Below are 13994 nucleotides of genomic sequence, written 5' to 3'. Positions count from 1 at the left end.
GTGTCAGGCACCGCATCTCCCGAATCGCAGTTGGCACCGCGCTGGCGCCGCGGGCGAACCCAGCTCCTCCTCGCGCTCGCTGTGCTCCCCCTGCTGCTGACCGGTATCTGCGCAGCTCTGGCGGCGATCGCGATGGCCGCCGGTACCGGTCCTTGGGCCGCGCTGCCCGCCGCCGGTGCACTGGTGCTGGCCGCGATCCAGATCGGCTGGCTGGTGCGCAGCGGCAGCGCGGACCCGTCGAGCGCGCTGAAAGTCGCCTTCACCGCCGGTGGTGCGACCGTCCTGGTCGGACTGATCCCGTCGGCCGGCATGGCAGGCGGCGCCCTGGGCGGGGTGCTGTTCGCCCTGGGCCTGGTGCTGGTCGCGATGAGCTGCGTGCTGGCCGCCCGCGGCCACCGCACGATGCTGCAGCCGCTGGTGCCCGAGCTCGGTTCAATGCCCGTGCGGCTGCGCATCGCCACGAGGTTCGCTCTGGACTCGGCGGACCTGGTCAGCAGTAGCCTGGTGATCGGCCTGGACCGGATCGAGTGGACGGCGCGCAGGCACCGCGCCAACGGCGGTCCGCAGGTGGACGTGCCGGTGCCGTTCCACCAGCTGCGCGGAGCGCGGCCGATCGTGCTGCCGACCGCGCAACCGTGGCTCTCGCTGCCCGACGGCACCGTGCTGCACGCACCGGCCGGCCCGGCGGTGGTGCTGTCCACCGCCGCGGGCGAGCGGATGGTGCCGGTGCACGACGCCGCCCTGCTGGTGGCCCTGCTGGAGCGTCGCGTCGCGCGCTGGCAGCGGGCCGCGTGATGGCCGGTTCCACCCGAGTCGGGAAATTTGTGTGAATGAAGTCTCGGAAGCCGTTTTCCGAGATACGCGCCATCTGCGGCATTCCTCCGATTACCGTGCTGAACGCCGAATCGACCGGAGGAACGCATGATCAACCAGGATCCGCTGAAAGCCGCGGACGAGCTGGAGAAGTGGGCGCAAGGCCTCGAGCAGCGCGCCCAGCAGTACACCGAGCTGCAGGACAGGCTGAACGCCACCACTGCGCGCGCCAGCTCCCCGGACGGAGCGGTCGCGGTGACCGTCGATTCCAACGGGGTGCCCACCGAGCTCCGGCTCAACGAGCAGACCCGCGGCATGGATCCCGCTCGGGTCTCGGAACTCCTCATGACCTGCATGCGGCAGGCGCAGGCGCAGCTGCGCTCCGAGGTGACCGAGCTGGTGCAGAGCACGGTTCCGGGTGAGGACGCGCCCGCGCTCAACATCATCGCCCAGTACGAGTCCCGCTTCCCGGCTGCCGAGCCCGCCGATCCGAAGTCGGCCGGTGACGACGACGAGGACTGGGGCGACCAGTCCTTCATGCGGTGAGGGGGCGACGATGACCGACGGATTCACCATGCACGTGGACCAGGTCCGCGCGCACGCCGCGGAGGTGGCGGGGCTGGCGGGCAACGCCGACACCGCCGCCGACGCCGGTTCCCAGCTCGCCGACCTCAACGACGCCTACGGCCTGTTCTGCCAGCCGTTCGCCATGATGCTGAAGGCGCCGCAGGAGATCGGCGCCAAGTTCCTGCAGACCTCGGCCGAGCAGCTGCACCGGATGAACCGCGACCTCGAGGAGTCGGCCGCGGTGATCGAGGAAGCCGACCGGAAGGCCGCTGAGGCGTTCACCAAGCTGGTCGACGAGGCGGCTTCGATCGTTTCGGGAGGCCGCTGATGGCGCTCGGCATCGACGAGTCCTCGGACAACCCGCTGATCGAGGACAGCACCGACGTCCGCAACAACTACCTCCAGGACGCCAACCCGCTGGAGAACATGGGCGCCCCGAGCCAGGATTCGGGCACCGGGTTCATGACCGGCGTGACCGCCTTCGAGGCGGGCTGGGCGATCGCCGAAGGCGTCGACAAGGGTGACTGGAAGATCGCGGTCAGCGGCATGGTGGCGCTCGGGCTGGACGTGGCGGGCGCGGCCATCGACCCGATCGCCTACGTCGCGGGCCAGCTGTTCTCCTGGATGCTCGAGCACATCGAGCCGGCCAGGGCCGCGCTGCACGCGCTGTCCGGCAACCCGGACATGGTCAAGGGCTACGCCGCGTCCTGGACCAACGTCGAGAAGCAGATGACCGAGGTCAGCACCCAGTACCGGAGCGCGGCGGCGGGCACCGCCGAGCACTGGCAGGGCAAGGCCTCGGAGGCCTACCGCAAGCAGGCCGAGACGCTGGCCAGCCTGTGCAAGGAAGCGGCGGGCGGCGCGCACGCGATCGCGGGCCTGACCACGGGCATGGCGGAGGTCGTCAACGGCGTGCGCACCGCGGTCCGCGACCTGCTGTCGGCCATCGCGGGCTCCCTGGTGAGCTGGGCGATCGAGCTCGCCTGCACCGTCGGCGCGGCGGCCCCGCTGGTCGTCGCGCAGGCGACCAGCAAGATCGCCCAGGTGGTGCGGATCGCGGGCCAGCTGATGAAGGCCCTCGGCAACGCGCTGAAGGACGCCGTCACCTGGCTGGTCGTGATCCGCGACCTCTTCGACGGCCTGATCCGAGCGGCCAACCAGCTGCAGTCGGCCTGAGCGGTGGGTCAGCGCAGGCCGGTCGTCTTGAGGGAGGCGACCAGCCAGCGCTGGCCCAGCAGGAAGACCAGGATCGTCGGGAGGGCCGCCAGGACCGCCGCCGCGATCACGTAGTGCTGCTTCGAGGCGTACTGGCCCTGCAGGGAGGCTATGCCGACCTGGACCACTCGCAGGGATTCGTCCTGGGCCACCGCCAGCGGCCAGAGGAACGAGTTCCAGTTCGCCAGGAAGAACAGGACCGCCAGGGCCGCCAGCATCGGGCGGCTCAGCGGGAGGATCACGTGCCAGTAGATCCGCCAGTGGCCGCAGCCGTCCAGCCGCGCCGCTTCCTCCAGCTCGCGCGGTACGCCCAGGTAGAACTGGCGCAGCAGGAAGATGCCGAAGGCGTTGAACAGGCCGGGCACGATCAGGCCCGCGTAGGTGTCGACCATGCCCAGGCCGCGCACCACGATGAACAGCGGGACCAGGATCACCGGCAGCGAGATCAGCAGCGTGGCCACCACCGAGGCGAACGCCAGTCCCCTGCCGCGGAAGGACATCCGGGCCAGCGCGTAGGCCGCCATCGAGTGCAGGAACAGGGCGATCACGGTGACCGTGACGGCCACGAACGCGCTGTTGGCGAGGTAGCGCAGGAACGGCACCTCGGTCAGCACGTAGATCACGTTGTCCAGCGTGAGCTCGCCCGGCCAGCCCAGGTCGTAGAGCTCCGACTCCGGCCGGAACGCGCTGAGCAGGAACCACAGCAGCGGCGCGACCACCAGGAACGCCAGCAGGTAGGCCGCGACGGCTTTCCCGCGCACCCTAGTCATCGAAGCGACCTCCCCTGGTCAGGGCGAACATCGCCGCGGTGATCGCGCCGAGGGCGACCACCAGCAGTGCGCAGATCGCCGCGGCGTAGCCGAACCTGCCGAACTGGAAGGCCTGCTGGTAGGCGTAGAACACGACGGTCGTGGTGGCGTTGGCCGGGCCGCCGGAGGTGGTCACGAAGACCAGGTCGAACACCTGCATGCCGGTGATCGCGTTGATCGTCGAGGTGACCAGCACGAAGAAGCTGGTCGGGCGCAGCATCGGCCAGGTCACGTGCCGGAACCGCTGCCACGGGCCGCCACCGTCCACAGTGGCCGCGTCGTAGTACTCGCGCGGGATGTCCTGCAGGCCGCCGAGGAAGATCAGCATCTGGTAGCCCATCAGGAACCACACGCTGATCAGCACCAGGGTGACCAGCGCCAGGCTCGGATCGCCCAGCCAGGACACCCCGTCCAGCCCGGTGATCTTGGCGAGCGCGCCGGTCTTGTCGGTGAGCAGGAACTGCCAGAGCAGGCCGATCACCACCATGCTCACCGCGTTCGGCAGGAACAGCGCCGCCCGCACCGCTCCCACCCCGCGGAAGTGGTCCTTGACCAGCAGCGCCAGCCCGAGCGAGGCGAAGAACGCCAGCGGCACGAACAGCGCCGCGTAGACCGCCGTGATGCCGAAGCTGCGCCACAGCAGGCCGTCACCGGCCATCAGCCGGAAGTTGTCCAGCCCGGCCCACTCCACGTTGCCGAACCCGTCGACGCTGAACAGCCCCACCACCAGGGCCATCGCCGTCGGGATGATGACGAACAGCAGCAGGCCGATGCCGTCGGGGGCCAGGAAGCCGAAGGCCGCGGCGGCGTCGGATCGTCGTCGGTCGCTCAGTTCCTGTCGGCGAATGCCGTCCGCGCTTGTAGAAGCGGCGCCAGCCGCTTGCATCCTGCTACGCATGGCGACCACCGGCGGGTTCTGAGAGGTTTTCTGGCGAGGACGGCCCCTCCGCCGTGTATCGGACATACATCAGGAGGGGCACCCGCAGTCCGGGGAAGCTCTCAGGTTCCGCTAGATGACCACGTGAGCAACGCAACCACGAATAGTCTCTCAATTGATCGGCGCTCCGTCGTAGGTGGACAAGAACGTGTCGATCTGCTGGGCGGCGGCCTCAGCCGCCGACACCGGGTCACCGTCGTCGAGCTGGCAGGACTGCACCGCGTCGGAGATGGCCCGGTAGACCTCGGGCGGGTAGCGCGGTTCCGGCCGGGCCTGGGCCATCACCTGCTCCTTGAACACCCGCATCGGGCCGCTGTCGAAGGCCCCGTGCTGCTCCGCGGCGCGCTGCACGGAGTAGCGCGGCGGCAGGTTGGTCTTGGCGACGGTGTTCCAGCGGCGCATCCGCTCGATGCACGCCGGGTCGGTGGAGCCCAGCGCCCACACCACGAACTCGGCCGCGGCCTGCGGGTTGGTGCTCTTCGCGTTGGCGACCATCGCCCAGCTGCCCAGGGCCGTGGTGTAGGCGCCGCCCGCCGGGCTGGGCATGGGGATGACGCCGTAGCGGAAGTCCGGGGCCTGCTCGGCGATCTCGGCGATACCCCAGATGCCGAGCTGCTGCATGGCGCAGTAGCCGTCGGAGATGTTGGAGAGCGAGTCGTTGGCGCCCGCCCCCTTCACCCGGCGCGGTGCGACACCGGCGGTGACGGTGTCCTGCCAGAACTGCAGCGCGGCGTGCACGCCCGGCCCGTTGAACGCCGCTCGCCGCTGGTCCGGCGTGAACACCTCGCCGCCGGCCATCCACATCGACTGGTAGAAGGTGAAGTTCTGGTAGTAGCCGGGATTGGTCTCCAGCAGCATCCCGAACCGGTCCGGGGTGGTCAGCCGCTCGGCGACGGCGAGCAGCTGGTCCCAGGTGCGCGGCAGGTCGCCCTCGGCGAGCTTGGCCTGCTCGAAGGCGGCCTCGCTGTAGTAGAGCGCGAGCGGTTCGATCTCCAGCGGCAGGCCGTAGACGCGGTCGCCGACCAGGCGGGTCTGCATCACCTGCGGCAGGAAGTCGGCGCGCACCTCGGGCGTCAGGTGCGGCGTGAGGTCGAGCAGCGCGCCGCCGTTGTGGTAGCGCAGGAAGTCGCCGGGGCTGAGCAGGAAGACGTCCGGCCCGGCGCCCGCGCTGAACGAGGTCTGCAGCGTGGGCCCGGAGGTGTAGTCCTTGGTCGGCACGTAGCGCAGCCGGACCTTGACGTCGTGGGTGGCGTTCCACTCCTCGGCCAGCTGCACGAACCAGTCGCTCTGCGACTTCTGCTGCCCGCCGGGCCCGTAGAAGTTCCAGAAGGTGATCTCGTTCGGGTTGCGCGACGGGCCGCACCCGGTCAGCACCGGCGCGGCAAGCGCCGCAGCACCGACACCGCCGAGGAACGAACGTCGGCTGATCGCCCTGCGCGCGCGAGCCACTCGATCACTCCTCCGAGTGAGGAAAACGATTGCTCGAACGCTAGGGATCACTCGCTGTCCAGGTCAATGCGCCATTGGTGCCCATCTGCCCAGGAAGATCGAACCCAGGCCCCTCGGGCAAGCCCGGGCAGGGTCACTCCGGCGGGATGAACGCCGTCTGGATCAGCTGCGGGCTGCGCAGGCGTCGGCTCGCCAGGACTCCCCGGCCCGGTGGGAGGTGGCGGGGCTTGATGTTCGCCACCAGCCGGCCCTCCTCCTTGTCCGCGCTCATTACCAGCCCCGGGCTCGACGTCTCGCGCATCTTGGTGATCAGCGGCTCGTACAGCGCCCGCCCCGCGCCACCGGAGCTGCGGGCCAGGACGACGTGCAGACCCACGTCGCCGGCCACCGGCACGAATTCCGCCAGCGGTGCGAGCGGGTTGTTGCCCTGCGGGGCCACGATGTCGTAATCGTCGACGACGACGAACAACTCCGGGCCCTTCCACCAGGAACGGTTCTTCAGCTGCTCCTGCGTCACGTCCGGACCCGGCAGGCGCTTCTTCAGCGATCCCACCACGTCCTTGACGTTGCTGCGGAGCTGCGACTCGGCGACCGAGTACTCCAGCAGGTGCTCGGTTTCGAGGAAGCCGAGCATCGTGCGCCGGTAGTCGACCAGCAGGATCAGCGCTTCCTCGGGCGTGTACCGCTCGGTGATGCCCCTGATGATCGTGCGCAGCAGCGACGTCTTGCCCGACTCCCGCTCGCCGAACGCGTAGAAGTTCGGCTCGGCGGCGAAGTCCAGGTAGACCGGGGCCAGTTCGTCCTCGTTGACGCCGATCGGCACCTGCTTCGGGGTCGGCTGCTGCTCCGGACGCGGCAGCTGCTCCTGCGGCAGCAGCTTCGGCAACAACCGCACCGGCGGCGCCGGAGCGCCCGGCCACAAGTTCCGCACCCGTTCCACCAGGGCGGCGACGCCCTCGGCGAGGTCCGCGCTGTAGGACGCCCAGTCCGGTCGCGCTCCGAGCTCCGCGCCGTCCACCCGCGGCAGCGCGGTCAAGAAGTGCTTTTTGGAGGCGTGCAGGCCGCGCCCGGGGCGGCCGCGCGGAACCTTCGCCGCGTACTTGCGATCGATCTCCGATTCGCTCGGGTCACCGAGGCACAGCTCGATGCGGGTCTGCATCAGGTCCTTCACCGCGGGGCGGATCTCCGCCCACCTCGTCGCCGTGACGACGACGTGGATGCCGTAGGCGATCCCGGTGGCCGCCAGGTTCAGCACCTCGTGCTCGAATTCCTCGAACTCCTCGCGGAACGTCCGCCACCCGTCGATGACCAGGAACGCGTCGCCGTACTCGTCGTCGGGGAACGCACCGTTGCGCTTGCGGTCGCGGTAGTCGGTCATGCCCTCGACGCCGTGCTGCTGGAACCAGGCCTCCCGCCGGTCCAGCAGCGCCTTGAGCTCGCCGATCGTCCGGGCGACCAGCTCCCGGTCGCGGCGGCCGCCGACGCCGCCGACGTGCGGGAGGTCGCGCAGCGCGAACAGCCCGCCACCACCGAAGTCCAGGCAGTAGAACTGCACCTCCGATGGCGTGTGGGTCAGCGCCAGCGAGGCGATCAGCGTGCGCAGCGCGGTCGACTTGCCCGAGCGGGTGCCACCGATGATCGCGGCGTGTCCGGCCGGGCCGCTCAGATCCACCAGCATCGGTTCCTGTCGCTGGTGATACGGCACGTCGATCAGCCCGACCGGCACCTGCAACCCCCAGGCCGTCCAGGCTTCCGGCAGCAGAGCGTCCAGAGTGGGCGGAAGGTCCAGCGGTGGCAGCCAGATCTCGCGGGCTTGCGGACGCAGATCGCGCAGCCCGGCCAGCACCTCGTCCGAGAAGCTCGCGCCGGAGTCCGTCGGGCCCGAGGCGTAGGCCGCGCGGAACCGCTCCATCCCGTTGGGGTGCTTCAGGTAGCCGTGACCGCCGGAAGCAGGCAGGTCCGCGGCGTCCGGCTCGCCGATCGCCGCGCGCGATTCCGCAGCGCTGAAGGTCTTCAGGCCGATCCGGTAGGACAGGTGCGCGTCCAGACCGCGCAGCCTGCCCTCTTCCAGCCGCTGCGAGGCCAGCAGCAGGTGGACCTGCAGCGAACGGCCCAGCCTGCCGATCATCACGAACAGCTCGATGAAGTCCGGCTGCTGCGAGAGCAGCTCGGAGAACTCGTCGACGACCACGACCAGCGCGGGCAGCGATTCCCGGCAGCGCTCGTCACCGGCCGCGGCCATCTGCCGGTAGTCCCAGACGTTCTTCGCACCGGCCTTGTTCAGGACCTCCTGGCGGCGGTTCAGCTCGCCGGAGAGCGCGTCGGCCATCCGGTCGATCAGCGAACCGTCGCTCTCCAGGTTCGAGATGACCGCCGAAACGTGCGGCGCGGCGGCGAAGTCCTGGAACGTCGCACGGCCCTTGAAGTCGATCAGCACGAAGTTCAGCTCGGTCGTGTCGTGCGCCGCCATCATGCCGAGCACGAAGGTGCGCAGGAACTCCGACTTGCCGGAACCGGTCGAGCCGATGCACAGGCCGTGCGGGCCCATCCCGCCCCGCGCCGTCTCCTTGATGTCGAGCTCCACCGGACGCCCGGCCCCGTCCACGCCGAACACGACCTTGTACTGGTCCTCGACCGGACGCGGCGCGCGCTCGCCCAGGTTCCACAGCTCGGCCGGGTCGACCGGCACGGCGAAGGCGTCCTGCGGCGCTTCCGGCACGGCACCCGGCTTCTCCAGCACCTCGATGAGCTCGACGAGCCCGTCCTGCTCGTCGTCCATCCTCGGCAGCGCCACCCGGAACCGCTGGCGGCCGGACAGCGCCCACCCCGGCTCCGCGGGCAGCGTCGCGGCCAGCTCCGGGTCGATGCGCGAGGTGGTGGGCTCGTCCAGGGTGAGCTCGATGTGCCCCTGCAGCAGCAACGCCACCTGGCGCGGGATGTTCTCCCACTGCCGGGCGGTGAGGACGACGTGCACGCCGCAGGCCAGCCCGCGTTCGGCGATCTTGCGGATCGACGTGGTGAAGTCCGGGACGTCCTCGGCGAAGGTCTCCCAGCCGTCGACGACCAGGAACACGTCGGCGTGGTCGATGCCGGGCATCCGGTCGGCGCTCTTGCGCCGCAGCGCGCGGTAGGTGTCGATGCTCTCGATGCCGTACCGGTGGAACAGCTGCTTGCGCTGCTCGATGAGCCCGGCGACGTCGCGGAGCACTGCCTGGGCCCCTGCCAGGTCGATCGCGTTGGCCGCGACGTTGTCCCAGCGCTGCAGGCCGACCAGCCCGCCGTCGCTGTCCAGGCAGTGGAACCGGACCTCAGTCGCAGGGTGTGTCGCGGCGTGCCCGACGATCAGCGTCCGCAGCAGGGTGGACTTGCCCGAGCGGAACCGGCCCACCACCGCGAGATGCCCCTGGTGGCCGAACGGGTCGATGCGCACCAGGTCGCCGTGGTGGCGGTCGACCTCGTGCGCCTTCCCGATCGGAACGCCCGGTGCCGCCGGTTCGGCGATCAGCTCGCCGAGCAGCAGCTTCGCCCCGCTCTCGCCCGACAACTGGCGGCGCGCGGCCTTCGCGATGCGGATCGCGCCCTGGCCCACCCCGCCGTTCTTGGGCGTCTGCTGCCCGATGGCGCGGACCTTCCGCGACGCGAACTGGTACAGCTCCTCGGCCGTGATGACGCCGTCGCGGTCGCTGTCGGCCGCGCCGGTGCGCAGGCCGTCGATGAGCGCGGAGGTGAACGCGCTGGCCGACACCGGCTTGTTGAGGACGAGCTTCTCCTGCTCGTAGGCGTACTCGATCTCGTTGGTCGCGGTCATCACGTAGACACCGCCGCCCAACTGGTCCTCGACGTCGATCGAGGTCGAGGAGCGGGCGATGATGTCGTTGGTGAACACGCCGCTGTAGCAGCAGTCGAGGACCACGGTGGCGGACTGCGCCTGGCTCTCCCGGATCAGCCGCTGCACCACCACGGCCGGGATCGCGGTGGAGTACGGCAGCTGCAGCTCGGTGTTGCAGGCGGCGAAGAACAGCTCGCCGTAGTCGTTCTTGATGCCGTGCCCGGAGATGAACAGCAGCACCGTGTCCTCGGAGGTGCGGTCGCGGAACAGGGCCTCGATCCGCCGCTCGATCTCGGCCTTCGACTCGTTGACCGCCATCACCGCCGAGTCGAAGCCCCCGATGGCCGGATCGGCGAGCAGATCGCGCAGCTCGTGCGCTTCCTGCACCGGCGAGCGCAATCGGCGCAGGCCGGGGTCGGTGTAGTTGGAGGTCGCTACTAGCAGCGCGTGCCGGGCACCCACCGGGTCACCGCTCGGCCGCGCGCCGGGCTTCCTCGTCCCCGGCGAAGAACTCCGCCAGCCGCTGCTGGACCTCGGCGGAGGACGCGGTCACGGTGATCTCCGCGCCGTCGGCCTTCTTGACGGTCACCGAGCGGCTCGCGGACCGGTTGATCAGCGCGACGAGGACCTTGGTCACGGCGGCGACCGTGCCGCCGGAGAGCGTGCCGGTGATGATCAGCTCGGCGAGGTGGGCGCCGACGCCGGACTTGCTGTCCTGCGGGGCGTCCTCCCGCGCCCGCCGGGACTCGATGCCCGGCACCGCGCGGAGATCGCGGGCCAGCTGGTCGTGCAGCTGGTGCAGCCGCTGCGGCGGAGCGGTCGGCTCGTGGATGCTGATCCTCGCCTCGGCCATGACCCGCTCCCAACGCCTTCCACGATTTAGCCAGTCATGTATATCAAAACCGGCTCACCCACCGTGCCCGATCGATGACTCCGGCGGCCAGGTCGCGGCCGGAGTGGTCACCTCGCAAACGCTGCCGGCCACGGCGGATCAGTTCGCGCTGGTCATGGCCCGTGAGTGTTTTGTGGCGCTATGGCAACACAAAACACTCACGGCAGGGGGACCGCTAGGACACCGTCGGCAGGGCCGGGGTGGTCACGTCGTAGACCTTGCCCGGGCGGGTCAGCAGGGCCGGGATTATCGCCGCCTTCTTCTCCGCGTCCTCCTGGGAGCCCCACTCGATCTGGCGGTCGCCCTTGAGCAGCAGGCGGATGTCGTTCGGGTTCTCCGCCAGCACCGCCGTGATCTCGCCGCGCACCGGTTCCGGCACCGAGGTCAGCACCCGCATCCCGGCCTTGGTCGCCGGGTCGGTCTGGGAGGCTTCGCGGACCTTGAGCTCCGGCAGGCCCGCCGGTGGTTCGGGGACCGTCTGGAACGGCATCCCGCTCGCGTCCACCAGCTGGATCCCGTTGCGCGCCACCAGGAACGCCGCCGGGACCCGTTCGGTGATCCGCACCTGCACCGAGGACGGCCAGGACAGCGTCACCTCGGCCGAGGCGATCTTCGGCACGGTCTGCAGCTGATCGCGGATCTCGCCCGCGTCGACCCGCAGCATCGGCGTCCCGGTCTCGATCCCGGACACCCGGACCACCTCGTCCTGGTCGAGCGAGGTGTTGCCCAGCACCTCCACCGACCGCACGCCCAGCACCGGCGTGAAGTACAGGACGAGGGCCAGCACGGTCACCGCGGCCAGCACCAGCGGCAGCGCCCAGCGGCGCCACTTCGGTGCGACCGCCGCGCCGCCGCGCACCGGGCGTCCCCGGGTGCTGCGCACCCCGGGCCGCTCCCCCGCGCGGCGGCGCGTCGAAGTCACCCCCGGACCTCCGGGACCTCGCGGTCGATCTCCGCCAGGATCTCCGCGCCGAGCATCGTCACGTCCCCGGCGCCCATGGTCAGCACCAGGTCACCGGCGCGGGCCAGGCCCGCGACCAGCGGCGTCACCTCGGTGAAGGACGGCTGGTAGTGCACCTTCCCGGCCGGCAGCGGGATCTGGTCGGCGATCAGCTTGCCGGTGACACCGGGCTGCGGGTCCTCGCGGGCACCGTAGACGTCGAGCACGACCACCTCGTCGGCCAGCGCCAGCGCGGTCGCGAACTCCGCGGCGAAGGCCGCCGTGCGGGAGTACAGGTGCGGCTGGAACACCACGACCAGCCGGCCGTCGGCGGCCACCGGTCGAGCCGCCCGCAGCTGGGCGTCCACCTCGGTCGGGTGGTGCGCGTAGTCGTCGTAGACGCGGATCCCCCGCGCCCGCCCGCGGAACTCGAACCGGCGCCGCACGCCGCCGAACGCGGCCAGCCCGTCGAGCAGCCCGCCCAGCGGTGCGCCGAGCTCCAGCCCGGCCAGCAGCGCGGCGGTCGCGTTGCCCGCCATGTGCTCGCCAGGGACCGAGACCTGCACGTCGATGCGCTCGCCGCCGAGCTCCACGGTCGCCACGCCGGTGCCCTGCTCGGCCCGGTAGTCGACGAGGCGCGCGTCCGCCGCGCCGGTCGCGGTCTTGCCGTAGCGGCGCACCCGGACCCCGGCGGCCTCCGCGCGGTCGGCCAGCTCGGCCGAGCCCGCGTCGTCGGCGCAGGCGATCAGCACGCCACCGGGCTCGATGCGCTGCACGAAGTCCTCGAAGACCTTCGTGTAGGCCTCGGCGGTGCCGTGGTGGTCCAGGTGGTCGGGCTCGACGTTGGTCACCACCGCCACCGACGGGGAGAACACCAGGAACGAGCCGTCGCTCTCGTCGGCCTCGGCGACGAAGATGCTGCCGTCGCCGTGGTGGGCGTTCGCGCCCGACTCGTTGAGGTCACCACCGATGGCGAACGACGGGTCGAACCGGCAGTGCTGCAGCGCCACGGTCAGCATCGACGTGGTCGAGGTCTTGCCGTGGGTGCCCGCCACGCAGGCCACCCGGTGCCCGGCCATCAGCGCCGCCAGCGCCTCGGCGCGGCGCAGCACCGTGATGCCGCGCTCCTGCGCGGCCACCAGCTCGGGGTTGTCCGGCCGGATCGCGGTGGAGACCACCACCGCCGTCGGCGCGGCGTCGAACTGGTCCAGGTTCTCCGCCCGGTGCCCGATGCCGATGTGCGCGCCCTGCGCCCGCAGCGCGAGCACGGTCCGCGAGTCGCGGGCGTCCGAGCCGGACACCTGCTGGCCGCGGGCCAGCAGGATGCGGGCGATGCCGCTCATCCCGGCGCCGCCGATGCCGACCAGGTGCACCCTGGCCAGCACGGCGTCGACGTCTGACGTTGCGGTCACTGGCCGGCCACCTCCAGCACGATCTGCGCCAGCACGTGGTCGGCCTCCCGGTGCCCGGTGCCGAGGGTCGCGCGGCTCATCTCCTGCAGCCGCTGCGGGTCCAGCGCCAGCGGCATGATCTCGTCGATCACCCGCTGCGAGGTCATGTCCTCGTCGGACACCAGCCGCGCCCCGCCGGTGGCCACCACCGGCTGCGCGTTGAGCGCCTGCTCGCCGTTGCCGTGCGGCAGCGGCACGAACACCGCGGGCAGCCCGAGCGCGGAGACCTCGGCGACCGTCATCGCCCCGGACCGGCACACCACCAGGTCCGCGGCCGCGTAGGCCAGGTCCATCCGCTCCAGGTAGGGCACCGCGTTGTAGACCGGCGCGCCCATGATCTGCTGCACCGCGAGGGTGTTCTTCGGGCCGTGCGCGTGCAGCACGCCGATCCCGGCCCGGCCCAGCGACGCAGCCGCACCGGAGAACGCCGTGTTCAGCGTGCGGGCTCCCTGCGAACCGCCGAACACCAGGATCGTCGGCGCGTGCGGGTGCAGCCCGAAGTGCTGGCGGGCCTGCGCCCGCAGCGCCCAGCGGTCCAGCCTGGTGATGGACTCGCGCAGCGGGATCCCGATGGTCTGCGCGCCCGGCAGACCGCTGTCCGGGGTCGCCGCCAGCACCCGCTCGGCGAACTTCGCGCCGACCTTGTTCGCCAGGCCCGCGCGCGCGTTCGCCTCGTGCACCACGATCGGCACCCGGCCGCGGGCGGCCAGGTAGGCCGGCAGCGACACGTAACCGCCGAAGCCGACCACCACGTCCGCGCCGACGCGGTCGAGCACCGCGCGGGTCTGCTTCACCGAATCCCGCACCTTCAGCGGCAGCTTCAGCAGGTCGACGTTGGGCTTGCGGGGCATCGGCACCGGCGGGATCAGCTCCAGCGGGTAGCCGCGCGCGGGCACCAGCCGGTTCTCCAGGCCGCGCTCGGTGCCCAGCGCGGTCACCCTGGCGTCCGGCCGCAGCCTGCGCACCGCGTCGGCCAGCGCCAGCGCGGGCTCGACGTGCCCGGCGGTGCCGCCACCGGCGACCACGACCGACAGCGGGCGCCGTGCCGCGGCAGCACCCCTGGGGTCGCCCAGCGCGCCCTGGTCGATGCGG

At 71.1% G+C, this 13994-nt stretch carries 12 protein-coding genes; 4 read left to right on the top strand and 8 right to left on the bottom strand.

From position 1 onward, the window contains the following. The 4 genes from ATL45_RS21940 to ATL45_RS21925 all read left to right on the top strand — a co-directional run bounded on the left by ATL45_RS21940 (nt 1) and on the right by ATL45_RS21925 (nt 2556). Nucleotides 1-795 (top strand): hypothetical protein, encoded by a 795-nt coding sequence (locus ATL45_RS21940; RefSeq protein WP_143121795.1) that lies wholly within the window; start codon nt 1-3, stop codon nt 793-795. A 126-nt stretch (nt 796-921) separates the two neighbouring features. Beyond that, a complete protein-coding gene (locus ATL45_RS21935; RefSeq protein ID WP_093160623.1) occupies nt 922-1359 on the top strand; it encodes a YbaB/EbfC family nucleoid-associated protein in 438 nt (145 codons plus the stop codon). A gap of 10 nt (nt 1360-1369) precedes the next feature. Further along, a complete protein-coding gene (locus ATL45_RS21930; RefSeq protein ID WP_093160620.1) occupies nt 1370-1708 on the top strand; it encodes a type VII secretion target in 339 nt (112 codons plus the stop codon). Further along, nucleotides 1708-2556: a hypothetical protein gene (locus ATL45_RS21925; RefSeq protein WP_093160618.1), complete on the top strand. Its 849-nt coding sequence runs from the start codon at nt 1708-1710 to the stop codon at nt 2554-2556. Before ATL45_RS21930 ends, ATL45_RS21925 begins: the two co-directional genes overlap by 1 nt. An 8-nt stretch (nt 2557-2564) precedes the next feature. Here the strand turns inward: ATL45_RS21925 and ATL45_RS21920 are convergent, their stop codons facing one another. The 8 genes from ATL45_RS21920 to murG form a co-directional block, all read right to left on the bottom strand. Then, nucleotides 2565-3365, bottom strand: a complete 801-nt coding sequence (locus ATL45_RS21920; RefSeq protein WP_093160615.1) for a carbohydrate ABC transporter permease — start codon at nt 3363-3365, stop codon at nt 2565-2567. Further along, nucleotides 3358-4302 (bottom strand): carbohydrate ABC transporter permease, encoded by a 945-nt coding sequence (locus tag ATL45_RS21915; RefSeq protein WP_246025478.1) that lies wholly within the window; start codon nt 4300-4302, stop codon nt 3358-3360. The genes ATL45_RS21920 and ATL45_RS21915 overlap by 8 nt, the downstream gene beginning before the upstream one ends. Before the next feature lie 150 nt (nt 4303-4452). Next, a complete protein-coding gene (locus ATL45_RS21910; RefSeq protein WP_246025477.1) occupies nt 4453-5790 on the bottom strand; it encodes an ABC transporter substrate-binding protein in 1338 nt (445 codons plus the stop codon). Between the two features lie 133 nt (nt 5791-5923). Next, a complete protein-coding gene (gene eccCb / locus ATL45_RS21905; RefSeq protein ID WP_093160610.1) occupies nt 5924-10081 on the bottom strand; it encodes a type VII secretion protein EccCb in 4158 nt (1385 codons plus the stop codon). 4 nt (nt 10082-10085) lie between these two features. Next, complete coding sequence (locus tag ATL45_RS21900; protein ID WP_093160608.1) at nt 10086-10472, bottom strand: effector-associated constant component EACC1; 387 nt, start codon at nt 10470-10472, stop codon at nt 10086-10088. A gap of 214 nt (nt 10473-10686) precedes the next feature. Then, complete coding sequence (locus ATL45_RS21895; RefSeq protein ID WP_093160605.1) at nt 10687-11433, bottom strand: cell division protein FtsQ/DivIB; 747 nt, start codon at nt 11431-11433, stop codon at nt 10687-10689. Then, nucleotides 11430-12794 (bottom strand): UDP-N-acetylmuramate--L-alanine ligase, encoded by a 1365-nt coding sequence (gene murC, locus ATL45_RS21890; protein ID WP_246025854.1) that lies wholly within the window; start codon nt 12792-12794, stop codon nt 11430-11432. Before murC ends, ATL45_RS21895 begins: the two co-directional genes overlap by 4 nt. A gap of 65 nt (nt 12795-12859) precedes the next feature. Then, a complete protein-coding gene (gene murG, locus ATL45_RS21885) occupies nt 12860-13990 on the bottom strand; it encodes an undecaprenyldiphospho-muramoylpentapeptide beta-N-acetylglucosaminyltransferase (protein ID WP_093160659.1) in 1131 nt (376 codons plus the stop codon). Between the last annotated feature and the right edge of the window lie 4 nt (nt 13991-13994).

Source organism: Saccharopolyspora antimicrobica, from assembly GCF_003635025.1.
GTDB lineage: Bacteria > Actinomycetota > Actinomycetes > Mycobacteriales > Pseudonocardiaceae > Saccharopolyspora > Saccharopolyspora antimicrobica.
This window is presented reverse-complemented; position numbering and strand designations above follow the sequence as displayed.